The organism is Rhizobium sp. P1_E1, from assembly GCF_056406015.1.
Genome location: NZ_JBFUAY010000094.1, coordinates 1 through 22095, shown reverse-complemented (window position 1 = coordinate 22095; position 22095 = coordinate 1). Strand labels below are relative to the sequence as shown.

23 protein-coding genes are annotated in these 22095 nt (G+C 60.1%); 12 read left to right on the top strand and 11 right to left on the bottom strand.

Going from position 1 to position 22095, the window contains the following annotated elements; translation table 11 throughout:
• The 7 genes from AC1D1Z_RS24500 to ligD form a co-directional block, all read left to right on the top strand.
• A partial coding sequence (locus AC1D1Z_RS24500; RefSeq protein ID WP_477851818.1) for an acetyl-CoA C-acyltransferase occupies nt 1-750 on the top strand: 750 nt, incomplete at its 5' end.
• 84 nt (nt 751-834) lie between these two features.
• On the top strand, nt 835-1317 hold the full coding sequence (locus AC1D1Z_RS24495; protein WP_047617813.1) for a GNAT family N-acetyltransferase: 483 nt from the start codon (nt 835-837) through the stop codon (nt 1315-1317).
• Between the two features lie 132 nt (nt 1318-1449).
• The gene (locus AC1D1Z_RS24490; RefSeq protein ID WP_047617815.1) at nt 1450-2664 is read left to right on the top strand and encodes an MFS transporter; all 1215 of its coding nucleotides are present in this window, start codon (nt 1450-1452) and stop codon (nt 2662-2664) included.
• Nucleotides 2665-2861: 197 nt separating this feature from the next.
• Nucleotides 2862-3656: an SDR family NAD(P)-dependent oxidoreductase gene (locus AC1D1Z_RS24485; protein WP_018448491.1), complete on the top strand. Its 795-nt coding sequence runs from the start codon at nt 2862-2864 to the stop codon at nt 3654-3656.
• Nucleotides 3657-3751: 95 nt separating this feature from the next.
• Nucleotides 3752-5908, top strand: coding sequence for a glycogen debranching protein GlgX (glgX, locus tag AC1D1Z_RS24480; protein WP_477851816.1), 2157 nt, complete (start codon nt 3752-3754; stop codon nt 5906-5908).
• 8 nt (nt 5909-5916) lie between these two features.
• On the top strand, nt 5917-6924 hold the full coding sequence (locus AC1D1Z_RS24475) for a DNA topoisomerase IB (protein ID WP_477851815.1): 1008 nt from the start codon (nt 5917-5919) through the stop codon (nt 6922-6924).
• The gene (ligD, locus tag AC1D1Z_RS24470; RefSeq protein WP_047617822.1) at nt 6921-7799 is read left to right on the top strand and encodes a non-homologous end-joining DNA ligase; all 879 of its coding nucleotides are present in this window, start codon (nt 6921-6923) and stop codon (nt 7797-7799) included. Before AC1D1Z_RS24475 ends, ligD begins: the two co-directional genes overlap by 4 nt.
• A 12-nt stretch (nt 7800-7811) precedes the next feature.
• On the opposite strand, the gene AC1D1Z_RS24465 is transcribed toward ligD, so the two are convergent.
• From AC1D1Z_RS24465 to AC1D1Z_RS24455, 3 genes are read right to left on the bottom strand one after another with little or no spacing between them, the layout of a single operon-like run.
• On the bottom strand, nt 7812-8537 hold the full coding sequence (locus tag AC1D1Z_RS24465; RefSeq protein ID WP_018448495.1) for a glutathione S-transferase: 726 nt from the start codon (nt 8535-8537) through the stop codon (nt 7812-7814).
• A 6-nt stretch (nt 8538-8543) separates the two neighbouring features.
• Nucleotides 8544-8834: a DUF3175 domain-containing protein gene (locus AC1D1Z_RS24460; RefSeq protein ID WP_047618354.1), complete on the bottom strand. Its 291-nt coding sequence runs from the start codon at nt 8832-8834 to the stop codon at nt 8544-8546.
• A 59-nt stretch (nt 8835-8893) separates the two neighbouring features.
• Nucleotides 8894-9208, bottom strand: coding sequence for a hypothetical protein (locus tag AC1D1Z_RS24455; protein ID WP_047617824.1), 315 nt, complete (start codon nt 9206-9208; stop codon nt 8894-8896).
• A 163-nt stretch (nt 9209-9371) separates the two neighbouring features.
• On the opposite strand from AC1D1Z_RS24455, the gene AC1D1Z_RS24450 reads away from it, so the two are divergent.
• Nucleotides 9372-9740 carry a hypothetical protein gene (locus tag AC1D1Z_RS24450; RefSeq protein WP_018448497.1) on the top strand — a complete coding sequence of 123 codons (369 nt, stop codon included), beginning with the start codon at nt 9372-9374 and terminating at the stop codon, nt 9738-9740.
• Nucleotides 9741-9837: 97 nt separating this feature from the next.
• Here AC1D1Z_RS24450 and AC1D1Z_RS24445 read toward each other — a convergent pair whose 3' ends face one another.
• The 7 genes from AC1D1Z_RS24445 to AC1D1Z_RS24415 form a co-directional block, all read right to left on the bottom strand.
• Entirely contained in the window at nt 9838-12555 is a 2718-nt protein-coding gene (locus tag AC1D1Z_RS24445) for a hybrid sensor histidine kinase/response regulator (RefSeq protein WP_477851814.1), read from the bottom strand.
• A gap of 214 nt (nt 12556-12769) precedes the next feature.
• Nucleotides 12770-12943 (bottom strand): hypothetical protein, encoded by a 174-nt coding sequence (locus AC1D1Z_RS24440; RefSeq protein ID WP_196251391.1) that lies wholly within the window; start codon nt 12941-12943, stop codon nt 12770-12772.
• A 318-nt stretch (nt 12944-13261) separates the two neighbouring features.
• Nucleotides 13262-13516 (bottom strand): DUF2934 domain-containing protein, encoded by a 255-nt coding sequence (locus tag AC1D1Z_RS24435; RefSeq protein ID WP_018448499.1) that lies wholly within the window; start codon nt 13514-13516, stop codon nt 13262-13264.
• A gap of 255 nt (nt 13517-13771) precedes the next feature.
• Nucleotides 13772-14473 carry an alpha/beta fold hydrolase gene (locus AC1D1Z_RS24430; RefSeq protein ID WP_477851813.1) on the bottom strand — a complete coding sequence of 234 codons (702 nt, stop codon included), beginning with the start codon at nt 14471-14473 and terminating at the stop codon, nt 13772-13774.
• 174 nt (nt 14474-14647) lie between these two features.
• Entirely contained in the window at nt 14648-15352 is a 705-nt protein-coding gene (locus AC1D1Z_RS24425) for an aspartate/glutamate racemase family protein (RefSeq protein WP_018448501.1), read from the bottom strand.
• A 108-nt stretch (nt 15353-15460) separates the two neighbouring features.
• Entirely contained in the window at nt 15461-16048 is a 588-nt protein-coding gene (locus AC1D1Z_RS24420) for a LysE family translocator (protein WP_283187236.1), read from the bottom strand.
• A 27-nt stretch (nt 16049-16075) separates the two neighbouring features.
• Nucleotides 16076-16987: a DMT family transporter gene (locus tag AC1D1Z_RS24415; RefSeq protein WP_047617833.1), complete on the bottom strand. Its 912-nt coding sequence runs from the start codon at nt 16985-16987 to the stop codon at nt 16076-16078.
• A 98-nt stretch (nt 16988-17085) separates the two neighbouring features.
• Between AC1D1Z_RS24415 and AC1D1Z_RS24410 the strand changes: the two genes are divergently transcribed.
• The 3 genes from AC1D1Z_RS24410 (at nt 17086) to AC1D1Z_RS24400 (ending at nt 20624) form a co-directional block, all read left to right on the top strand.
• Nucleotides 17086-17934 (top strand): LysR substrate-binding domain-containing protein, encoded by an 849-nt coding sequence (locus tag AC1D1Z_RS24410; protein WP_018448504.1) that lies wholly within the window; start codon nt 17086-17088, stop codon nt 17932-17934.
• 318 nt (nt 17935-18252) lie between these two features.
• A complete protein-coding gene (locus tag AC1D1Z_RS24405; protein WP_018448506.1) occupies nt 18253-19716 on the top strand; it encodes a phospholipase D-like domain-containing protein in 1464 nt (487 codons plus the stop codon).
• 92 nt (nt 19717-19808) lie between these two features.
• Nucleotides 19809-20624 (top strand): endonuclease/exonuclease/phosphatase family protein, encoded by an 816-nt coding sequence (locus tag AC1D1Z_RS24400; RefSeq protein ID WP_026231006.1) that lies wholly within the window; start codon nt 19809-19811, stop codon nt 20622-20624.
• Nucleotides 20625-20678: 54 nt separating this feature from the next.
• On the opposite strand, the gene AC1D1Z_RS24395 is transcribed toward AC1D1Z_RS24400, so the two are convergent.
• Nucleotides 20679-21254 carry a hypothetical protein gene (locus AC1D1Z_RS24395; protein WP_446978485.1) on the bottom strand — a complete coding sequence of 192 codons (576 nt, stop codon included), beginning with the start codon at nt 21252-21254 and terminating at the stop codon, nt 20679-20681.
• A gap of 302 nt (nt 21255-21556) precedes the next feature.
• Here AC1D1Z_RS24395 and AC1D1Z_RS24390 point away from each other — a divergent pair.
• The coding region (locus tag AC1D1Z_RS24390) for a LysR family transcriptional regulator (RefSeq protein WP_477851811.1) at nt 21557-22095 on the top strand (539 nt) is incomplete at its 3' end.

Below are 22095 nucleotides of genomic sequence, written 5' to 3'. Positions count from 1 at the left end.
CTGATGAAGAAGCAGTACGGTGTCGATTCGATGCCGGAGACCGGCGAAAACGTCGCCGCGGACTATCATGTCAGCCGCGAGGATCAGGATGCGTTTGCGGTGCGAAGCCAGGCGAAGGCGGCTGCCGCCCAGGCAAACGGCCGGCTGGCGAAGGAGATCACCCCGGTGACCATCCCGCAGCGCAAGGGCGATCCTGTTGTCGTCGACAAGGACGAGCATCCGCGCGTGACGACGATCGAAACGCTGGCGAAACTCGCCACGCCTTTCAAGAAGGAAGGCGGCACGGTGACGGCTGGGAATGCCTCCGGCGTCAATGACGGGGCAGCGGCGCTGATCGTCGCTTCCGAAGCGGCGGCGCGAAAATATGGCCTGACACCGATCGCCCGTATCCTCGGTGGCGCGGCTGCCGCCGTTCCGCCAAGGGTGATGGGTATCGGGCCGATCCCGGCCTCGCGCAAGCTGATGGCACGGCTCGGCATGACCGCGGAGCAGTTCGATGTGATCGAACTCAACGAGGCCTTCGCCAGCCAGGGGCTGGCGGTGCTGCGCGCACTCGGGATTGCCGATGACGACGCGCGGGTGAACCGCAATGGCGGCGCGATCGCGCTCGGCCATCCACTTGGCATGTCAGGCGCACGCATCACAGGCACGGCGGCACTCGAACTTCTGGAGACCGGCGGAAAATACTCGCTGTCGACCATGTGCATCGGCGTCGGGCAGGGGATCGCGATCGCCCTCGAAAGGGTTTGAGTTCGGCTGAAAACGCTGTGCTTCCGGCGTTCGCTAGGCGCTCGACCCGTTGCGCGTGATATCAGCCTTCGATAGAAACCAGTCATGTTGATCCGGCCCGCAGACAAGGACGATCAAAGCGCCATCTGGAGGATCATCGGTCCGACGATCCGCGCCGGCGAAACCTATGCGCTCGATCGCGATCTGACTGAGACCGATGCGCTCGCCTACTGGATGGGACCGGACCGCGAGACCTTCGTCGCCGAAGAGGATGACGTGATCCTCGGCACCTATTACATCAAGGCCAATCAGGCAGGCGGCGGCCGGCATGTCTGCAACTGCGGCTACATGACCGACGCTGCCGCCAGCGGCCGTGGCGTCGCTCGCCTGATGCACGAGCATTCCCTGGAGCATGCCCGCTTGCGGGGCTTTCGGGCGATGCAGTTCAATTTCGTCGTCAGCAGCAATGAGCGTGCGGTGGCGCTGTGGCAGTCTCTCGGCTTCGAGATCGTCGGCCGGCTCCCTGGCGTGTTCCTTCATCCGACGCAGGGCTATGTCGACGCATTGGTGATGTTTCGTACCCTCTAAGTGCGACGAAAAAAGATGTGAGTGCGCTGTCGAATTTGCAGCGGTTCAAACGTCTTTGGATTGCAGGCGCGAAATGTGGCAGGCTTGCCGCATGCGTCGCGATCACTCTGTCGGCATGGAGGTTATGAAGCCATGAGTGTTTCCTATCGTTGGGTCATCGTCGCTGTGGGCGCTCTGATGACATGCGTTGCGCTCGGCGCGATGTTCTCGCTGGCGATTTTCCAGGAGCCGATTGCAACGGCGACCGGCTGGTCGCATGTCGGCATCGCGAGCGCGATGACGCTGAACTTCATCGTCATGGGCTTCGGCGGATTCTTCTGGGGTGCGGCAAGCGATCGCTTCGGCCCCCGCGTCGTCGTGCTGATCGGGTCGGTGCTGCTCGGCCTGGCGCTGGTCCTTGCGAGCCGCGCCGAGACGCTGCTGCAGTTCCAGCTGACCTACGGCATCCTCGTCGGATTGGCCGCCAGCACGTTTTTTGCGCCGATGATCGCGGCGACGACCGCTTGGTTCGACGAAAACCGCGGGCTTGCGGTGTCGCTGGTCTCCGCCGGCATGGGCGTCGCGCCGATGACCATCTCACCCTTCGCGCGCTGGCTGATCTCGGCCTATGAATGGCGGCCGGCCATGCTGATCATCGGGGTCGCGGCCTGGGTGCTGCTGGTGCCGGCCGCGCTTCTTGTCAGGCGCCCGCCTGCCGAGACCGCCGATACCGGAACCGAGTTCGCAGCCGAAGGCGCCCGGCCGCAGCTGTCGAAAGTATTTCGATCGCCGCAATTCATCGTGCTTGGCCTGACCTTCTCAGCCTGCTGCGCAGCGCATTCCGGGCCGATCTTCCACATGGTCAACTATGCGACGATCTGCGGCGTAGCACCTATGGCGGCCGTCAGCATCTACAGCGTCGAGGGCCTGGCGGGACTGGGCGGCCGGCTGCTCTATGGCAGCCTTGCCGACAGGATCGGAGTGAAGCCGGTGCTGGTCGCCGGGCTGCTGGTGCAGGCGGCGGCACTTGCCACCTATCTCTTGGTCAGCCAGCTCGGCGAATTCTATGCGCTCGCCATCGTGTTCGGCAGCGCCTATGGCGGTGTGATGCCGCTCTATGCCGTGCTGGCGCGGGAATATTTCGGGCCGCGCATCATCGGCACCGTCTTCGGTGCTGCAACGATGCTCTCCAGCCTCGGCATGGCCTTCGGCCCTCTGATCGGCGGCTGGATATTCGACACTTTCGGCAATTATTCCTGGCTGTTCATTGGCTCCGCCATGGTCGGGTTGGGGGCTGCGGCAATAGCGCTGGCATTCCCGCCTGTCGTCCACCAGAAACCACAGCCGGCCTTTGGCGTGGCGCCGTAGCGAGACCCCTTCCGGTGCTCGCAGGCAAGCTCAGGCGGCCGTCGGTGACGATGGCCGCTTGCATGCAGACCGCGTAGCGCTTCTATGGCGATGCAATCTCGCTCTTTCGTGCATTGCCCTTCGTCGATTTCCCCTAGATACTTCTCCTATTCGTTTCATCACCTATGTCCTTGGTTTTTCGGGAGGCTATCGTCGCCATGGTCGAACTTGCGCAATCGCTCGCATCCATCAAGCTGCCGGACCTGTCCGGCAAGGCTGTGCTGATCACCGGCGCCTCGACCGGCATCGGTGCGGCACTCGCCCGCGCCTTTGCGGCTCAAGGAGCCAAGGTTGGTGTGCATTACAATGCCAGCCGCGAACCGGCGGAGAAGCTTGCCGAGGAGATCCGGGCTGCCGGCGGCACGGTGCATCTGATTCAGGGCGACGTGTCGAGGGAAGGCGAGACCGAGCGTGTCGTCGAGGAGACGGCGAAGACCTTCGGTCATCTCGACGGCCTCATCAACAATGCCGGCGGCATGCTGGGGCGCAAGCCGACTTCGGAATATACCGACGCGCATTATGCCGCGGTCATGGACCTCAACGCCCGCTCGGTGCTGGCGGCAACGCGTGCGGCGCATCCCTGGCTGAAGAAGCAGGGTGGCTTCATCATCAACACCACCTCGATCGCCGCGCGCAATGGCGGCGGCAATGGTGCGATCCTTTATGCGGCGTCCAAGGGCTTCGTTTCGACGATCACCCGCGGCCATGCCAAGGAATTCGTCGCCGACAGGATACGCGTCAACGCGGTGGCGCCGGGCGTTATCGCGACACCCTTCCATGAGCGTTATACCAATGACGAGCAGATGGAATTGCAGCGCAAATCGATCCCGATGGGCTTCGTCGGCACATCGGAGGATTGCGTCGGGGCCTATCTCTTCCTCGCCTCGCCGACGCTGTCGGGTTACATCACCGGCCAGATTATCGAGGTCAATGGCGGACAGTTGATGCCTTAATCTCCGCCTCCTCAAGAGATCTTCCCTTGCGAGCCAAGGGAACTTTCCAGCCGCCGTTACGTTTCCCGCATGGTCTTTTTATCGAGCGGGGCATTATGAGCTATTCATTTTCGGAACTCGACTTCCTCAAGCCGGAGCTCGGGGCGGAATATACGGGGTCGGGCACCCATTTCGCGGTATTCTCAGCGCATGCAGAACAGATGGAACTCTGCCTCTTCTCGCCTGATGGCAAGCAGGAGGTGGCGCGATTGCCGCTGCCGAAGCGCGAAGGCGATATCTGGTCCGGCTATATCGCCGGCGTCGGACCAGGCACGGTCTACGGCTATCGCGCCCATGGTCCCTATGATCCCAACGCCGGCCATCGCTTCAATTCGAACAAGCTGCTGCTCGACCCCTATGCCAAGCAGGTCACGGGCGAGCTGATATGGCATGACGCGCTGTTCGGTTATCAGATCGGCGAAGACGATCTTTCCTTCGACGAGCGCGACAGCGCACCCTTCACGGTCAAGGGCGTGGTGCAGGATCCGGATTTCGATTGGGCGGGTGAAGAGGCGATCCGCCGTCCCTGGCCGGATACGATCATCTATGAGGCGCATGTGCGCGGCCTGACGATGACGCATCCGAAGGTGCCAGACCGGCTGCGCGGCACCTTTCTCGGCATGTGCAGCGATCCGATCATCGACCATCTCGTCAAGCTCGGCATCTCGGCGATCGAGCTTCTGCCCATCCAATATTTCCTCGACGATCGCTATCTCCTGGAAAACAACCTACGCAATTATTGGGGCTACCAGACACTCGGCTTCTTCGCGCCGCAATCGCGCTACATGTCCGGCGACAAGATCACCGAGATCAAGACCATGGTGAAGAAGTTCCATGCCGCCGGCATCGAAGTCATCATGGACGTGGTCTACAACCACACCGCCGAAGGCAGCGAAAAAGGCCCGACGCTCTCCTTCCGCGGGCTCGACAATGCCAGCTACTACATCCTCTCCCCTGATGATCCACGCCACACCTTCGATACGACGGGCACCGGCAATACGCTGAATGCCGCCAATCCTATGGTGATGCGTATGGTGCTCGACAGCCTGCGCTATTGGGTCGGCGTCATGCATATCGACGGCTTTCGTTTCGACCTTGCCAGCACGCTCGGCCGCCAGGATATGGAATTCGACCGGCAGGGCCTGTTCTTCGGCGCCATCCGCCAGGATCCGATCCTCGCCGGTGTCAAACTGATCGCCGAGCCCTGGGACGTGGGCGATGGCGGCTATCAGGTTGGCGGTTTTCCCCATCCCTTCCGCGAGTGGAACGACAAGTTTCGTGACGACGTGCGCCGCTTTTGGAAGGGCGACGGCGGCATGGTGTCGGAGATCTCGCAGCGCATCACCGGCTCGGCGGTACAGTTCAACCACTCGGATCGCGGCGCGACCTCATCGATCAATCTGCTGTCGGCCCATGACGGCTTCACCCTGATGGACACGGTTTCCTTCAACGACAAGCACAATGACGCGAACGGCGAGGATAACAGGGACGGACATTCAGACAATCATTCGGACAATATGGGTGCCGAAGGAGTGACGGATAACGAGGACATCAACAGCCTTCGGGCGCGGCGGCGGYGCAACATGATGGCGACGCTGATGCTCTCCCAGGGCGTTCCGATGATCCTTGCCGGTGACGAGGTGGGCAACAGCCAGGGCGGCAATAACAACGCCTATTGCCAGGATAACGAGATCGGCTGGACGGATTGGTCGGGGCTCGACGACCCCTTCCTCGATTTCTGCCGGCAGGCCGTCGCATTCCGCAAAGCCCATCCCGTGCTGCGGCAAGAGCGGTTCCTGACCGGCGAGACTGCCGAGGACGGCCGCATCGAGATCGCCTGGTACAAGCCGGATGGCAGTTTCATGGACGATGGGGCCTGGAACGACGACGGATTGCAGGTGCTCGGGGTCTATGTCTCGAGGAGCGTGAATGCCCCAGACACCGAGACGATGGACGACCTCTTCCTCATCCTCAATGCCGGCGGCGATTGCGAGGTTCACCTGCCTGTCGTGAATGGCCTGAAACAGTGGTCGAGGGTTCTCGACACGGGGACGGAGACGGAGGCCTTCGAGGTGCAGGAGCCGGAGAATCCGGTCATGGTCTATGCCCAGAGCGTGGCGGTCTTCGCACCGAAGGGACAGACCGAGCCGCCGAAGGGCGCGACAAAAGCCGAGCGCCGCCGCTGGTTCCAGTTCGGCCGCAGGAGCAAGTAGCAGAGACCATGAATGCCGAAGCCATCACCGACCTTGGTCTCGTCTATGTCAGCGATACCGAACCAGGCATCCGCAGACGAAGGAAGGGCAAGGGCTTCAGCTACGTGATGCCCGACGGCACGACGCTTGCCGACGAATCGCAGCGGGCGCGCATCGGCGCGCTCGGTCTTCCGCCGGCCTATGAAAATGTCTGGATCTGCCTCTACGAGAACGGCCATCTGCAGGCGACAGGCTTCGATGCGCGCGGACGCAAACAATACCGCTACCACAAGGAATGGCAATCCTTCCGAAGTGCGGGAAAATTCCATCAGCTGATCGAGTTCGGCCGAGCCCTGCCTCGGATACGCCGCACCGTGTTGCGCCATCTCGACACCGGCGCGGAGGATGTCAACGGCGTGCTTGCGGCTTTGACGACCCTGCTTGACGAGGCACATTTGCGCGTCGGCAACCAGGCCTATGTCAGGGAGAACGGCACCTATGGTGCAACGACGCTGCTGAAGCGCCACCTGAAGATCGTCGACGGGCAGATAGAGCTGAAATTCCGCGCCAAGGGTGGCAAGCGTGTCCAGCGCAGTCTCAAACATCCCAGGCTGCAGAAGATCCTGGAGGAGATAGCGGACCTGCCCGGCCGCCAGCTCTTCGTCTGGAAGGATGAAAGCGGCGCGCTGAAGCCAATCGATTCCGGCCGGTTGAACGCCTATCTGGCCGAGATATCGGGGATTYCCATTTCGGCGAAGACCTTCCGCACCTGGGCCGGATCGCTGGCGGCCTTCGGAGCGGCGCGCGAGACGATTATCGGCGGCGGCCGGCCGACGGTAAAGCAGATGTCAGAAGCCGCCGCCGAGGCGCTGCACAACACACCTGCGATCTCGCGCTCGAGCTATATCCATCCCGCGATCATCGCGCTCGCCAGCAACGATCATCCGCTGATCGAGAATGGCAACGAGCCGCTGRGGGGCTTGCGGGCCGAGGAAAACAGGCTACTTGATTTCCTCACAAGCGAGATCGAAGAATGAGCCCCAGAAATCCGCCGGCAGCAGATGTATCGCTGACCCATCCAGACCGGCTCTATTGGCCGGATGAGGGCGTAACCAAGCAGGCGCTAGCGGATTATTACGCGGCGGTCTGGCCATTCATGGTGCCTTATGTCGTCAATCGGCCGTTGGCATTGCTGCGTCTGCCGGACGGGATAAAAAGCCAACAGCGGTTCTTCCAGAAACATGCCTGGAAGGGCATGAATCCGCATATCGAGGAGATCGCCGACCCGCAGGATGCGGACGGCGAAAAGCTGCTGCGCATCGCCGATTTCAACGGTCTCGTGGCGCTGGTGCAATCGGCCGTGCTCGAAATTCATCCCTGGGGTGTAACGGCCGACAATTGGGAAAAACCCGATATGATCACCATGGACCTCGATCCTAGCGAGGACGTAGCCTGGAGCGCTGTCATAACAGCAGCGCTTGAATTGAAGGCGCGGCTGGAAGCCCGTGGCCTGGCGGCCTTCGTCAAGACATCAGGCGGCAAGGGGCTGCATGTGGTGACACCGCTTTCGCCGAAGGCCGGCTGGGCGGAGGTGAAGGATTTCGCCCATTCGCTGGCCGAAAGCATGTCGGCCGATGCGCCGGAGAAATATCTGGCAACCGCGACGAAGGCAAAACGCAGCGGGCATATCTACATCGACTATCTCCGCAACGGCCGCGGCAACACGGCGGTCGCGGCCTATTCGACGCGAGCACGACCGGGTGCGCCGGTTTCGATGCCGCTCGATTGGCCCGATTTGGACGAGGTCAGCGGTCCGGCCGCCTTTACGCTCGGCAACGTGCTGCATCGGCTGCAGACCCGGCCGAAGGACCCGTGGGGAAATTTCTTTGATGCGGCCGTGCCACTCGAATGAACGGCACTTAACTCATCCCGCGCTGTCGAGCTCAGGATAATGCCTGAAAATCCCTTCCTCGTTGAAGGCGAGGCGGCGGGGGGAGGCGAGATAGCGGGCAATGTTCGGACGTTTCGCCACCGCATCATGCAGAGCCAGCAGCGCGGGATATTCGGCCTTGCGGTTTGCCATGGCTTTCGGAAAGGCATAGGTCAGCCCCTCGATCACCTGGAAAAGCGAGAGGTCGACATAGGTCAGCGCATCGCCGACGATATGATTGCGACCCTTCGGGTTCTGCCGCAGCACACGCTCGAAATAGCCGAGGAATTTCGGAATGCGTTCGCGGATGAAGGCGGCTGAGCGGGCTTTTGCCTCCGGCTTCTGGTCCTCGTAATAGAGCGACGTGTCGATCGGATGGTGCGTATCGTGCACTTCGGCGACGAAATCGGTGACGGTCAGCTGCAGGCCGTTGATGACGTGGCGAAGGCCTTCGTCCTCAGGCGCAAGGCCGAGCTTCGGACCGAGGTAAAATAATATGTTGGCGACATGCGGGATGATGAGGTCGCCGTCCTTCAGGAAGGGTGGTGCAAAAGGAATATGCGGTTCGCTTTCACTCTCCATGACGTCGATCATGGCGCTGGTACCACGCCCGGGCTGGCGGGTGATATCGATATAGTCGGCGCCGGCTTCTTCCAGGGCCAACCGCACGAATTCGCCGCGACCTTGAATGCCGTCCCAATAATAAAGCTCGTATGCCATGGATGCTCAATCCTTCGGTTGACGACCGAAGTCTTTTCGCAATTCGTCCTTGGCTCTTTCAAGGGTGCCGCGTCGCTTTTTCGTCAGCTGGTCGCCAGCGCGGTTGATGTAGAAGGTCAGCATCGACATGGCGGCGCGATAAGGGCTCGACTTGCGGCGATCGCTCTCTTCGGCGGAGTGCTTGACGGAACGGGCAATCTTCTTCGGATCGTCCGATTTGAACACGCCTTCCTTCAGGTCCATCGCATCGCTGTGTTCGGTAACGTCCTGCGACCATTTCTTGTTCGATTTGGCCATGTCGAAAATCCTTTTGCCGGATGCGGTGGGCAGCAAGTCACCGCCTGTCCTATTTCCAATCAGTGGTGAGTATGGTGTTCGTTGCGCTTGCGCGTCGCAGCGGCCTTCTTCGCAGAGGCGGACCGCTCCTCCTTCGAGCGTGCGGCGGACGCCGCGCCGCCGATACGGCCGCCCTTTTCGGAGGATTCATGCGTGTCCTTCTTGCCGCGGCCGGAACCGGATTTGTTGCCGCCGCCGCTTTCCTTGTTGACGGTAGCCCAGGCACGCCGTTCGGCCTCCTTCTCGGAGACGCCGCGCTCTTCGTAGCTTTCCTCGATGTGCTCGGCTTTGCGCTTCTGCTTATCGGTATAGTCGGATTTGTCACCTTTCGGCATCTCAGCCTCCTTTGGTTTTCAAAGGGATTGAACCGGTACGGCGCCCAAAAGTTCCGGCCGCGGGCATGGCTTGCAAGCCCTGGCTTCGGGAACAAAARCCGATTTTGTCAGGTTTCGAAGGGGAGAAGCCTGCATGCGCTGCACATGAGAAGGAGCCGAGAACATGGAAAAACACATCGTCAAAGCCGATGGAAACGGCGCGATCGACGTGAACGGCCAGGTGTCGCCGGTCACCTATACCGTCAGCCTCAAGCAAGGGAAGGGGCACTCCTACGAGGTTGACATCCGCCTGATGGCGCCGCGCGACTGGCTGCTGCAGAGGGGTTTCGAGCGGGATGCCGTGCTGGTCAGCCAGAGCGGCGCGCGCATTCCCGTCTATCACGATGATGGCAGACATCACGATGATGACAGTCATCACGACGACGGCCGGCTCGATCCTGCCGACACCATCTCGATCGAACTGGCGGCGCGCGACGACAGCTGCACCAGCGAGGTGGATCTGATGCGCAAATATCCCGAGTTCGACGGCTAGCGCATTTCCGTTTTTCTCCGAATCACGGAAATGCTCTATCTCTTTTTTCCACGCAATTCCGGACGCAAAACTGCTGCGCACTCTTGCTGGAATTGCTCTAGCCAACAGGCCGTTGCTGGACGGCGGTCTTCACCGCCCGTTCGAGCGCGGTGCTGCTGAACGGTTTTGACAGCAGCACCGAGCCGGACAGGCGGCTTGCATCCGGCAGGCTGCTGTGGCCGGTCGCAAACACCAGGCCGACCGATGGAAAGGCCTCGCGCGCCTTGCCGGCAAAGACCGGACCCGACATGCCGGGCAGGCTGACATCGGCGACGATGATGTCGACGATGGTGTGTCCGAGGATTTCCACGCCCCGTTCGCCGCTATCAGCCTCGATGACGTCATAACCGAGATCCTGGAGAATCTCGGCAGTATCCATGCGGATGAAGGCGTCGTCTTCCACAAGCAGCAGCTTCAACTTTTCACCGGTGATATCGGGATGTTTGGGAACGGGCGCTGCGGCATCGCTCACCCCCTGGCGGCGTTGCGTCCGGCTGGCAAGCACGTGGCGGATCTTGCGGGCGAGCTCCTCGCGCGTATAGGGCTTGGAGAGCAGTTCCAGACCAGGATCGAGCCTGCCGCCATGGACGATCGAATTTTCGGTATAGCCCGATGTGTAGAGCACGGCGATATCAGGCAGGCGCTCGCGCGCCATGCGCGCAAGCTCCGGGCTTCTCAATGAGCCGGGCATGACGACATCGGTAAAGAGCAGGTCGATATGGGTGCCGCTTTCGATAACGGTGAGCGCGCTTTGCGCATCCTTTGCCTTCAGCACGTGGTAGCCGAGATCCGTCAGCATCTCGATGACAGTCGTGCGCACACCCTCGTCATCCTCGGCGACGAGGATGGTTTCCGCGCCCCCGGTTGCCGGCACACTGTCGACATTGGTGATGCGATCCTCGCTCTGGAACGAGCGGGGCAGATAGAGCTTGACCGTCGTCCCTTCGCCAATCTCGCTGTAGATCTTCACGTGGCCGCCGGACTGCTTGACGAAGCCATAGACCATCGACAGGCCAAGACCGGTACCCTTGCCTTCCGGCTTGGTCGAGAAGAAGGGCTCGAATGCCTGTTCTATTACCTCCTGCATCATGCCGGAGCCGGTATCGGTGACCGCTAGCACGACATATTGGCCGGCGGTGACTTCAGGATGGGTGCGGCTGTAGGAATCGTCGAGGAAGGCGTTGCCGACCTCGATCGTCAGCTTGCCGGCGCCATCCATCGCGTCGCGGGAGTTGATCGCAAGGTTGAGCAGTGCGTTCTCGATCTGGGTGGGATCGGCAAAGCTGTTCCAGAGACCGCCGGAGACCATGGTCTCAACTTCGATCTCCTCGCCAAGCGCGCGGCGCAGCATATCGTCCATGCCGGTGACGAGACGGCCGATATTGACGACCTTCGGTTCTAGCGGTTGGCGACGGCCAAAGGCGAGCAATTGGCTTGCCAGCCGCGAGCCGCGTTCGACGGCGGCAAGTGCGTTGGAAATTCGTTCCTTGGCCCGGCCGCTCTCTGCCACGTCCTTGCCGAGAAGCTGCAGGTTGCCTGAGATCACTTGCAGCAGATTGTTGAAATCATGGGCGACGCCGCCGGTGAGCTTGCCGATCGATTCCATCTTCTGCGATTGCTGGAGTGCTGCTTCGGCCTGCTGACGCTCGGCAATCTCGGCCGCGACGCGGACCTCGAGCATTTCATTGAGTTTCCGCAGCTGATCTTCCATGCCGCGGCGCTGGTCGATTTCGACTTTGGCAGCACGGAAGAGCCGGATATTGTCGATCGCGACGGCTGATTGGCCGGCGAGACTGACGAGGCTCGACTCGGCCGCTTGGGAAAAACGGCCGGGCTGGCCGTGGCCGAAGAACAAGCCGCCGATGACGCTGCCGTCGCGTGATTTCACCGGCACGGCAAGATAGCTCCTGACCGGCAGATGCCCCTTGGGCATGCCTGTATGTGGCGCATTCTGCCCGTAGCGCGGGTCGAGCAGGATGTCGTCGGAGCGCACGATGCCTTCGCCGTCGAAGGTCGGCGCGAAGACCTTGGTATTGCGCGGCATCGGGAATTTCTCGAAGTTCTTCCGATCGACACCGGATAGCGCATAGAGCATATAGCTGCCGCCCTCGCCATCGTCGACATTGTAGAAGAAGGCGCCGAATTCCGCGCCGGTCAGCGTCACGCCGGCATCGACGACAATCTGGGTAAGGCGTTCGACACTGGGCTCGGCGGTGATGGCGGCTCCCGCCCGGTTGACGACCGCAAGCGCCTCCGATTTCACGCGCAGCTCTTCCAGCGCCGTCTCTTCGCCGCGCTTGGCCGACACCTGGTCGGTGACGTCAAGGGCCGCACAGAGGATGCCGGCGACTGTGCCGTCATCGTCGCGCAGCGGCGTGTATGAGAAGGTGAACCAGGTGTCCTCGGTGCGGCCGTCGCGGCGCATCGGGATGAGCAGCTCTTTGAACAGCTGCGAACTGCCGTCGAGCGTGCTGGCGACGATCGGCGAGAACTGTTCCCAAATATCCGCCCAGACCTCGCGGAAAGGTCTTCCGAGTGCGTCGGGATGGCGCTGCGGGAAAACAGGCACGTAGGCGTCATTGTAGAGAAAGGCGAGATCCGGACCCCAGGCTACGAATTTGGGTTGGCGGGAATTCAACACCATTTCGGCGATATGTTTGAGGGAAGCGGGCCAGCTTTCGACCGGMCCGAGACCGACGGCGTGGAAAGCCGGATGCCGTAACAATTCGCCGATTTCGCCGCCGCCTCTCGGCCAGCCGTTCCCGACGCTTCCCATTCAAAATCGCTTCCTTGTCGTCCGTGCGCCGGAGTGTTGGCCACCTCGGGTTCAGCCCTTCCAAACCGTCAACATAGAGGCTTCCGATAGGAGGGAAAGGGCGCGGTCGAAATATCCTTAACCCATAGCTTTGGGCGTCCTTTCGCACGCGCAAAGCTCGATGCGCCAGGGCGTTCAACACTTTTAGCCGTCTACGGACGGCGCCTGCGGGCTGTTATTTTCGATAGAGTTTCTGCGATGCGGCGAAGGCACGGCCGATATAGACGGAGACGAACTGCACCGGCGCGCGCGGATCGCGGAAAACCAGTCCGACGAGGTTATCGACGACAAGGATGAACCCGAGCGCGAGACCGAGGTAGAGTAGTGCGGCGATGACGAGGAGCGACATCTCCATCCCTCACACGATCGCGGTCGAAGCGCGGTTGCTGGCTAAAAAGAGGATTTCGGTATGACCGTCGTTCATGGCAGCTTCCCCGTCCCGCCATAAACAGTCATCGTATCTTCTTGTTCCCGGTTATCGGGCGAAGGTTCAACTTTTTTCGGAAGCCTCAAAGCTTGCAGCGTCATCCGGCCTCTGTTCACCCCCGCATGGAAGCCCCACCTCTGAAATTCCATAAAGCACAACTAATTCAGGCATATGACAAACGGGGACCAAAGGGCGTCGCGACGACGCCCTTTTTTCTCGACGTGCTCGGTATTTCGGTGTTCAGGACGCCGTCTTGCGGCTTGCAGTCCGTTTCGGTGCCGGTGTCACGACGCCGTTCGTCTTGCTGCCCGTCACGCTGCGCTTCGCCTTGGGCTTGACTTCCTTGCCGTCGGAAGACGCAGCAGAACCCTCGAGCGTGTCGCGCTCGTGTCGTGCCTGTTCCCAATGGATGGAATCTCGCCCTGTCGGATAGCCCTCTTCTTCCCAGAGGGCGTATGCACGTTTTTTGATCCACTCTTCCCGAGTTTCTGCCATCGCTGATCTCCAGTCACATGATGCCGTCGTTCGAACGCGATACTGCTTGGATGGTTCCAGAGGAGGGGAACTCTTTCAAGCGAAATCGCGCTGCACCCGCGAATATTTCGCGTTGCAGCATATTAGGGTTGAGAATCGACCTTTCGTTGGGGCCGAAACTCTGCCGCGTTGTGCAGATCTGACACGAAATCGGGAGCCGGAGACTATGCCGAGCCAATTCCCTAAAGCCCGCGACTTCCGATAGCCGCGGATTAACTAGGTTAGCTGGGCACGTAATTTGCGGAGCCACGGCACGACCAATCCGGTCAACTCACCTGGAGCTTCGATGGGCAGCATATGCCCTGATTCCTTTGCGATAACGAGTTCGGCATGCGGGATGCCGGTCCGCAACTCCTCGGCTTCCGGGAGGCTCCGCAGTTTGTCTTGGGCAGCGGCAACAACGAGCGTCGGACAGACAATTTCGCCCAGCCTGTCCAGGTCGCCCTCTCTTTCCAGAGCCACCTGGCGAATGAAAACGTCCTTGCCCAGATCAAGGCTCATGCGACGGACACGTTCCACCATCGCGATGTTGTTCGCATTCCTTGGGTGGAGCGATTGCAAAATTGTCGCTCGGCTCAATCCGGCGAAACGGGAGACGCGTAGTTGTTCTGAAGCACTGGCCTTTCGAATGATCTGCTCGGGGGTATCCGCGCGGGCGGAAGTGGCGATGAGTACCAGCGCCTCCACTCGGCTGGAAGCGATACGAGCTATTTCCCTCGCCACGTAGCCGCCCATGGAGAATCCAATCAAAGCGAACGACTCTGGCGCGTGGGTAATAGCCCTCTGGGCGATGTCGCGTATTGAGGTTCCATCGCACAGGTTGGCATGTGTGATTGGGCCGATTTTTTCCAGATCGGATATGACATCATCCCAGAGAGACTTTGTCGCCATGAAGCCGGGAACGAGGACAATGTTCAAAACGCTAGTCCCCCAACTTTGAAAAGATGACCATCGGCGGTCACGTTGATGGTCCATCTTGCCGGTGATCCGATTAGACGCTTTCTTCAGCGCCGAGCGCGACAAGTAAAGGGCGAGTTTAAACCACGGAGTCTGTCGCTCCTATACCACTCAGTCTCCACGATGACGTTGAGTTCAATCAGATTGCAGTGCCTTCTCGACTGCTGCCTCRGCGTGAGCAATTGTTGTGTCGATTAAGGGGACCGGGCTGTCTTCTGCCTTAATGAGCATCCCAAACTCGGTGCAGCCCAATATAATGACCTCCGCGCCTCGGCTCGCTAGAGATTCCAGGGCAGCCTTGAACTTGACCCGCGTTTCAGGCCGGAAGACTCCTTTGGTCAGTTCCTCGTAGAGAGCATTGTGAACATTCGCTTCATGCTCACCTTCTGCGACAAGCACCTTTAGGCCATATCGATCCTTCAGTCGGTCAACAAAATACGTTCCTGTCATCGTATACCTGCTGCCAAGCAATCCGACTGTTTTGAACCCGCTAGCTCGTGCCTGCTCAGCTGCTGGATCGACGATATGAATAAACGGCAGGTCAACCCGTCCCTCAAACACATCAGCGGCTGTATGGACCGTGTTACAGGCCACGATGTAGAAATCCGCTCCGGCCGCCTTTAGCTTGTTGGCCTCTTCAGCGATCAATTCTCCGACCAAATCCCATCGGCCTTCAACCTGTCTACGTTCGACTTCATCGAAATCTGTCTGGGCCATTACCAGCTTTGCACAATGCCGACCGCTTCCGCCCATTCGCTTCGCTATCAGTTCATTGATGGTCTGATAGTAAATGATCGAGCTGGGCCAAGCGACACCGCCAACTATACCGATGGTTTTCATTTTAACTCCATAGTCTTTCTAACGGCTGATGGCCGGTTATACCGGCTTGGACTCATAAAGTAGGAGAGCAGCCAAATGTCTGCGCGGATCGAATTTTTTTAACGCCCATCAGTTCAGCACCACCGGAACGAGCGAGGCCAGAAGCAAGATCGCCATCGCGATGTTGAATAGCCTCAAAGAGCGGTTCGAACGCAGCACGTGTCGGGCCGACGCGCCCATCAACGCCCAGCTTGCACCGCAGGGCATGCTGACAGATGCGAACACAAGCGCGAATGCAACGCTCATCGCCAGGGCGCTCCACCCCTCTGACACCGCGCCGTAAGCCAGGATGCCACTTGCACCACCTAACCAGACTTTTGGATTGAGCGCTTGAAAGAAAATCGCCTGAATAAAGGTCAGGGGTTGGGCGCTATCCGCATCTCCTTGGGATGCAGCGTCGGGACGGCTCGTGGCGATCTTAAAAGCGAGCCAAGCGAGATAAACGACGCCACCCCACTTCAGCACGTTCCGAAAGGTCTCATTCTCCAACAATTGGTTGCCAAACACACCAAGTCCCAGAAAGATCATACAGATGCCGACGCCCGTGCCAAATACGTGCGGCAACGAACGCGCGAAGCCGTAGTTTGCGCCGGTTGTCGTCAGAAGCATGTTGTTCGGTCCCGGCGAGCCGGATGAAGCGATGGCAAAGACGACCACAGACAGTATCCAATTCAAAGTCAAAGCCTAGCCTCTCCCAATTTTGGCAGTCGCGCCTGTCAGCATCCTGATCCGCCATCCGAGGCGCGCGCCAAGCGTCGAGATCGCGATGAGAAGCATCCCGGTCGCTTGTGACAGACCAAGGGGATGGTCGTAGATCGCCCAGTCGATGACGACGGCGACAATCGGATAGATGAAACTCAGCATGCCGATGACGGGGGTCGAGAGCTGTGGATAGGCCGAGTAGATGATGACCCACGCAATGCCCGTATGAATGATGCCAATGCCGAGAAGCCAGCCCCAGGACGGCAGCGAAATGGATTGGCCGAAGTGAACGAACGGAGCGAAGATAAGGACACCCATCGCCGTTTGGCAGAGCGAGGTGACTTCTGGTCTTTGCTCACCCAGTTTTTTCCCAAGAACTGCGGTGATCGCATAGCAAAGCGCTCCTAATACCGTCACGCCTATCCCGAGCATCCATACACGGTCGACAGATCCAGATGACCAGCCTAGACCACTGGCGAAGATGACGCCGACAAAGGCGGCCGTCATCCACAAAAGTTGATCTCGCGTAACCCGCTCCTTGAGAAAAAGCGCTCCGATCAGGACGACGAAAAAGGGCTGGATGTGGAAGACGATGGTCGTCGTTGCAATCGACGTCATGCTGATGGCCGCGAAGAATGCGGCCCAGCTTAACACTAGGCATGAACCGGCAGCAGCGCTGAGGGTGAGCTTCCGGAGAGAAAGCGATCTATCGGGCAAGTAGCCAAATATAAGGCACCAGACCAACAGAAACACCGTCCCGAACACGCTGCGCCAGAATACGATGGTTACAGCGTCAAGGCCGGACTCGACGCCGAAGGCACCGACGGTGCCTATGATGGCCATGCCGATTGCGAGTTTTATCGTTGCGGATCGGCGGGCGATCGACGCTGGCATTCAAGTCTCCAATCAAGTTTGGCCGCACCTTTACAAATGCATCGGCACCAATCAAACGAATAGATCTGGAGGAGGTTATTCGATATGCTGATAGCGCCATGAACAAAATCTTTGACCTTGAACTGTTGAGTACCTTCGTCGCCGTCGCCGAGACTAGGAGCTTCACCCAAGCAGCCCCTCGCGTCGGGCGCAGTCAGTCTGCCGTCAGCATGCAGATGCAGCGATTGGAGCAATCCCTTGGGACGCAACTTCTTGTCCGGACGCCAAAGGCAGTCATTCCTAACACGGTCGGCAATGATCTCCTGGCCTATGCGCGCCGGCTTCTGAAGCTATCTGACGAGGCGTGGACCAGCGTCACCGGGAAGTCGGATGTAGGAAGCGTTCGTCTCGGTGTTCCTGACGACTACGCTGCCTCCTTGCTTCCCCAAGTGCTAAGACGGTTTGCGAATGAATATCCGCAGATTGTTGTCGACCTCGTTTGCGAGCCGACCGACAAACTCAATTTGGCCATTTGCGAAAACCGCATCGATCTGGCAATCGTGACGCGCAAAGCGAACCAGCCGATAGAGATATTGAGGCGTGAACGGTTAGTATGGGTTTCGTCTTTGACGCATATGGCCTGGGAAACTGATCCGCTACCTGTCGCCTTGTTTGAGAGTTGTACGGCACGCGCCCATGTTCTCCGTGCTCTCGCCGACAATGACCGCGCCTATCGGTGCACCTATTCAAGTCCCAGCCTGCTTGGTCTGGTGACAATCGTTCAGACGGGGCTTTCCGTGGCCGCGTTGGCGTTATGCAGCGTGCCGGACACGCTGAGGATAATAGGGGAAAACGAAGGGCTTCCAACGCTCGACGACCTGGAAATCGGGATTGTTCGAAACCCGTTGTCTGATGGTGCGGCGGTTGACCACCTCTATGATACGCTTCGCCGCGATCTGTCGCACTAGGCACTTAATCGGTTATTCCCTCAGGCCATCTTCGGGCCGATGTATCCAACACATCGATCGAACGATGCTTGAACTCCCGAATGAGGCTTGTATGCCGTGGCTCGCGCCGCGGCAAAGATTCTGAGTGGGATCAATCGATCTGTGCCGGCATTGTTCCCGTTCGGGAATGGGCAGCGCGTTTTCGAAATCTGCAGGCCCATTCCGGAACTTTTCGCGATCGATCCCGGGCCGGCAAAAGGATCGCGATAAAAAAATTCGCGCCATGGGAGAGCGGCGGCGTGATTGAACGTCGCCATTTCGCGGCTATATTCGCCTGCGATGTTCTATCTCCTGTCGACCTACTGGCCGCATATCCTCTTTGTCGTTTCGATCGCCATGGGGGCCGCGGCGGCGATCCATGCCGCCATGACCAAGGAGGAGGTGCGCGCGGCGATCGGCTGGGTCGGCGTCATCATTCTGTCTCCGATCATCGGTGCGCTGCTCTATGCGATTGCCGGCATCAACCGCATTCGCCGCAAATCGCTGAGCGTCCGGCGCGACGCGCTGCTGCTTGCTGCCGAATTCGACGAATTGGAGACATTCGATGCCGAGGCCGAGACGGTGATCAGCCAGTTCGGCCGCCGCTTTGCGGCGCTGCAGACGCTGGGCGACCGGGTGACGCGCAATCCGCTGACGACAGGCAATACGATCGATGTGCTGGAGACCGGCGACGAGGCCTATGCGGCGATGAAATCAAACATCGACGAGGCGACGCGCAGCATTCTGCTCGAAACCTATATTTTCGACCGTGATGCTGTCGGCATTCGCATCGCCGATGCGCTGATTGCGGCGGTCAGCCGCGGTGTCGAGGTCCGGGTGCTGATCGACGCGGTCGGTGCGCGTTATTCGGTGCCGAGCATTCTCGGCCATCTCAGGGAAGGCGGCGTCACCGTTGCCGTCTTCAACGGCAACGTCATCATGGGCTTGAGGCTGCCCTATGCCAATCTGCGCACCCACCGCAAGATCCTGATCGTCGACGGGAAAATTGCGCTGACGGGCGGAATGAACATCAGGGCGGGCTTCAGCGAGGAGGCGACGGGCGAGAGCTTTGCTCACGACACGCATTTCAGCGTCACCGGCCCTGTCGTGGCCGACCTCTTTGACCTCGCCGCCGAAGACTGGCGCTTCTCGACGCAGGAGTTGTTGAACGACGAGCCCTGGCGCATCGAACCGCCAGAGCGCAGCCCCGGTGATCCCATCCTGATGCGTGTCGTCGCCTCCGGCCCGGACCGCAGCGTCGAGACCAACCACAAGATGCTGATGGGCGCTTTTTCCGTGGCGCGCCAATCGATCCGCATCATGTCGCCCTATTTCCTGCCGGACCGCGAACTCATCAGCGCGCTGGTGACGGCGGCGCGGCGCGGCGTCGAAGTCGATATCGTCGTGCCTGCGGTCAACAACCTCGTGCTGGTCGACCGGGCGATGACGGGGCAATTCGATCAGATCCTCAAGAATTATTGCCGCATCTGGCGTTCCACCGGCAGCTTCAGCCATTCGAAGCTGCTGACGATCGACGGCACCTGGGCCTATGTCGGCTCTTCCAATCTCGACCCGCGTTCGCTGCGGCTGAATTTCGAGGTCGATCTCGAAGTGCTGAACGAGGGCTTCGCCACCGAGATCGACGAGCACATCGAGGAAACCTTGAAAACGGCAACGCCGGTGACACTTGACGGGCTGCAGGCGCGACCCTTCGCGGTGCGGCTGCTCGAGAAGGTGCTATGGCTAGGGTCGCCCTATCTCTGAAGGATTTTTTGTGATCGGACGTGGCAAGTCCGGCTTGCCTGCCTATACTGCGGAGAGAAGCCTTTCGATCAACGGAACAAGTGCGCCTGCCGATGCACGCCAGAAAAGACAGCCTTCCCGCCAGCATTCTCGCCTCGATCAGGAGCAGGAAAAAGCGGCTCGATGCAGCCTATACCGAGGCAAGGCCGCGCAGTGCGGGAACGCTCATCGCCTCCTACAACGTGCATAAGTGCATCGGCACCGACCGCCGCTTCGATCCGGAGCGCACCAGCCGGGTGATCCATGAAATCGGCGCCGACGTGATCGCGCTGCAGGAGGCCGATACGCGCTTCGGCGAACGCACCGGCATTCTCGATCTCGGCCGGCTGGAGCGGGAGACGGGGCTGATCCCGGTGCCGGTGGCCGGCATGGCGAAGGCGCATGGCTGGCACGGCAACGTCGTGCTCTTCAAGAAGGGGCTGGTGCATGACGTGCATCAGGTCAAGCTGCCGGGACTGGAGCCGCGCGGCGCGCTGGTTGCCGAGATCGAGCTCGAGCAGGGCGGCGTGCTGCGCATCATCGCCGCGCATTTCGGATTGCTGCGCCATAGCAGAGCCCAGCAGGCTCGCACCCTGGTCGAACTCATCAACGACAGGCACGAGATGCCGACCATCCTGCTCGGCGACCTCAACGAATGGCGGCTCGGCGACCGTTCTTCACTCAACACCTTCCAATCCGCCTTCGGACCGCTGCCGCCGGCCGTGCCGAGTTTCCCCGCCGGCCTGCCGCTCCTGGCCCTCGACCGCATCATCGCCAACCGCAAGGGGATCATTTCGCAGGTGGAAGCGCATGATACGCCACTGGCGCGCATCGCCTCCGATCACCTGCCGATCAAGGCGCTGGTCGATCTGGAACCGGTGGGCGGTTAAAAACGACGTCGACAGAGACGTCATCGAGCGGCTCGATCGGCCGCCGAGTGCCTCTTACTTCGAGCGAAACAGACGCGTGAGACGGCGAAACCGCTGAGCCCACAATTGCGGATCGATCTTTTCCGATGAGGAAGGTGCGGTCAGTCGCTCAAGGCGAGGCAAGAGAAACGTAGCCCAATCGTCAAGATCGCTTTTGCTGAAATAAGGCAGCCAGACGTCGGAGGGAGCCTCCCATTGTCGTGGATTTGCTCGAGCCAGATCGCCGAGCTTGACCAATATAGTTTGGCCGTTGTCTCCGAAAACTTCGACCTCCGGGTCCGGATTGGGTCTGGGAAGGCGCGCAATGATGCTCTCTTCCAGAGCTTTGCCAATTCTTCGATCCGCCTCATCGAGGCGACGAAGTATTCTTGTATCTCCGGCGGGGCCGGGGCCTTCTGTCATGTTGATCGTAAATTTGGCGCCCATAATGCCGTTCGAATATTGGGATACTTGTAGCCAACAAGCCCTTCCGCCCCGGGCAAAGCTGCACTTACCCGCGTTCTGGGATTCCCAGCCGAGCTCCCGAAATCTCAAAGCCAGCAGCGAGCGCATATGTCGGTGAAAATCTCTACTTTTCAGATAGTCACGCATGCTCTTGTCCCAAGGGTATGCCTCGTGCGGGAGCATCTCATGGCATGCTCGAAGGCACAACGGACGCATGTGTCGTAGCAAGCGTCTGCCTGCGCGGGCATCTGAAAATTTTTAGAACCGAAAGGGATGGCGTTTGCGATTCTCGATCGGCCGCGGCTGGAAGGTCGCCAGCCGGACGATGTCTAATATGATCTCGAATATCCGCTTGCGCATCGATATCTCTCCTATGCGATCATATGCGGCCTCTTGCCTCACGCGTTCAAACGAGCTTATCGTCCTCTTCGAATGACTTGAGGTTATGGATGAAGCGTGGACGCTTGCCATTGACGGCTTTGCGCACATTCGAGGTCGCCGGCCGTCTCGAAAACTTCACGCTGGCGGCGCAGGAGCTGTTCATCTCGCAGGCGGCGGTCAGCCGGCAGATACGCGATCTGGAGACGTTGCTGGGCGAGGCGCTCTTCGAGCGCCGCCATCGCGGCGTCCATCTGACCGCTTCGGGCAATAAGCTGCTGGCGATTCTGACGTTATCCTTCGACCGGATCGACGAATGCCTGGAAGAAATCCGCAGCCGACCGGCGATGGCGGCGGTGACGATCAGCGTGGAACCTTCCTTCGCGGCGTGCTGGCTCGTTTCCCGCCTGCCGGAGTTTCGGGAACTGCATCCCGAGATCGACGTGACGATCGACTCCGATCCGCGCCTCGTCGAGTTTCGCAGCGGCCAGGCCGAGATCGCCATCCGCCACAGCGCCAGCGTGACCGCCTGGCCGAGGACGGAGAGCGGGCATCTCGCCGATGTCAGGATGGTGCCGGTCGCAGCGCCTGCGCTGCTCAAGGCGGGGCC

Excerpts from the sequence above, each read along its gene's own strand:
- AC1D1Z_RS24435 (WP_018448499.1), bottom strand. The coding sequence starts at position 13,516 with ATGGCAGAAACTCGGGAAGAGTGGATCAAAAAACGTGCATACGCCCTC.
- AC1D1Z_RS24400 (WP_026231006.1), top strand. The coding sequence starts at position 19,809 with ATGCACGCCAGAAAAGACAGCCTTCCCGCCAGCATTCTCGCCTCGATC.
- AC1D1Z_RS24495 (WP_047617813.1), top strand. The coding sequence starts at position 835 with ATGTTGATCCGGCCCGCAGACAAGGACGATCAAAGCGCCATCTGGAGG.
- AC1D1Z_RS24405 (WP_018448506.1), top strand. The coding sequence starts at position 18,253 with ATGTTCTATCTCCTGTCGACCTACTGGCCGCATATCCTCTTTGTCGTT.
- AC1D1Z_RS24450 (WP_018448497.1), top strand. The coding sequence starts at position 9,372 with ATGGAAAAACACATCGTCAAAGCCGATGGAAACGGCGCGATCGACGTG.
- AC1D1Z_RS24465 (WP_018448495.1), bottom strand. The coding sequence starts at position 8,537 with ATGGCATACGAGCTTTATTATTGGGACGGCATTCAAGGTCGCGGCGAA.
- ligD (WP_047617822.1), top strand. The coding sequence starts at position 6,921 with ATGAGCCCCAGAAATCCGCCGGCAGCAGATGTATCGCTGACCCATCCA.
- AC1D1Z_RS24455 (WP_047617824.1), bottom strand. The coding sequence starts at position 9,208 with ATGCCGAAAGGTGACAAATCCGACTATACCGATAAGCAGAAGCGCAAA.
- AC1D1Z_RS24440 (WP_196251391.1), bottom strand. The coding sequence starts at position 12,943 with ATGTCGCTCCTCGTCATCGCCGCACTACTCTACCTCGGTCTCGCGCTC.
- AC1D1Z_RS24485 (WP_018448491.1), top strand. The coding sequence starts at position 2,862 with ATGGTCGAACTTGCGCAATCGCTCGCATCCATCAAGCTGCCGGACCTG.
- AC1D1Z_RS24490 (WP_047617815.1), top strand. The coding sequence starts at position 1,450 with ATGAGTGTTTCCTATCGTTGGGTCATCGTCGCTGTGGGCGCTCTGATG.
- AC1D1Z_RS24410 (WP_018448504.1), top strand. The coding sequence starts at position 17,086 with ATGAACAAAATCTTTGACCTTGAACTGTTGAGTACCTTCGTCGCCGTC.
- AC1D1Z_RS24415 (WP_047617833.1), bottom strand. The coding sequence starts at position 16,987 with ATGCCAGCGTCGATCGCCCGCCGATCCGCAACGATAAAACTCGCAATC.
- AC1D1Z_RS24395 (WP_446978485.1), bottom strand. The coding sequence starts at position 21,254 with ATGCGTGACTATCTGAAAAGTAGAGATTTTCACCGACATATGCGCTCG.
- AC1D1Z_RS24460 (WP_047618354.1), bottom strand. The coding sequence starts at position 8,834 with ATGGCCAAATCGAACAAGAAATGGTCGCAGGACGTTACCGAACACAGC.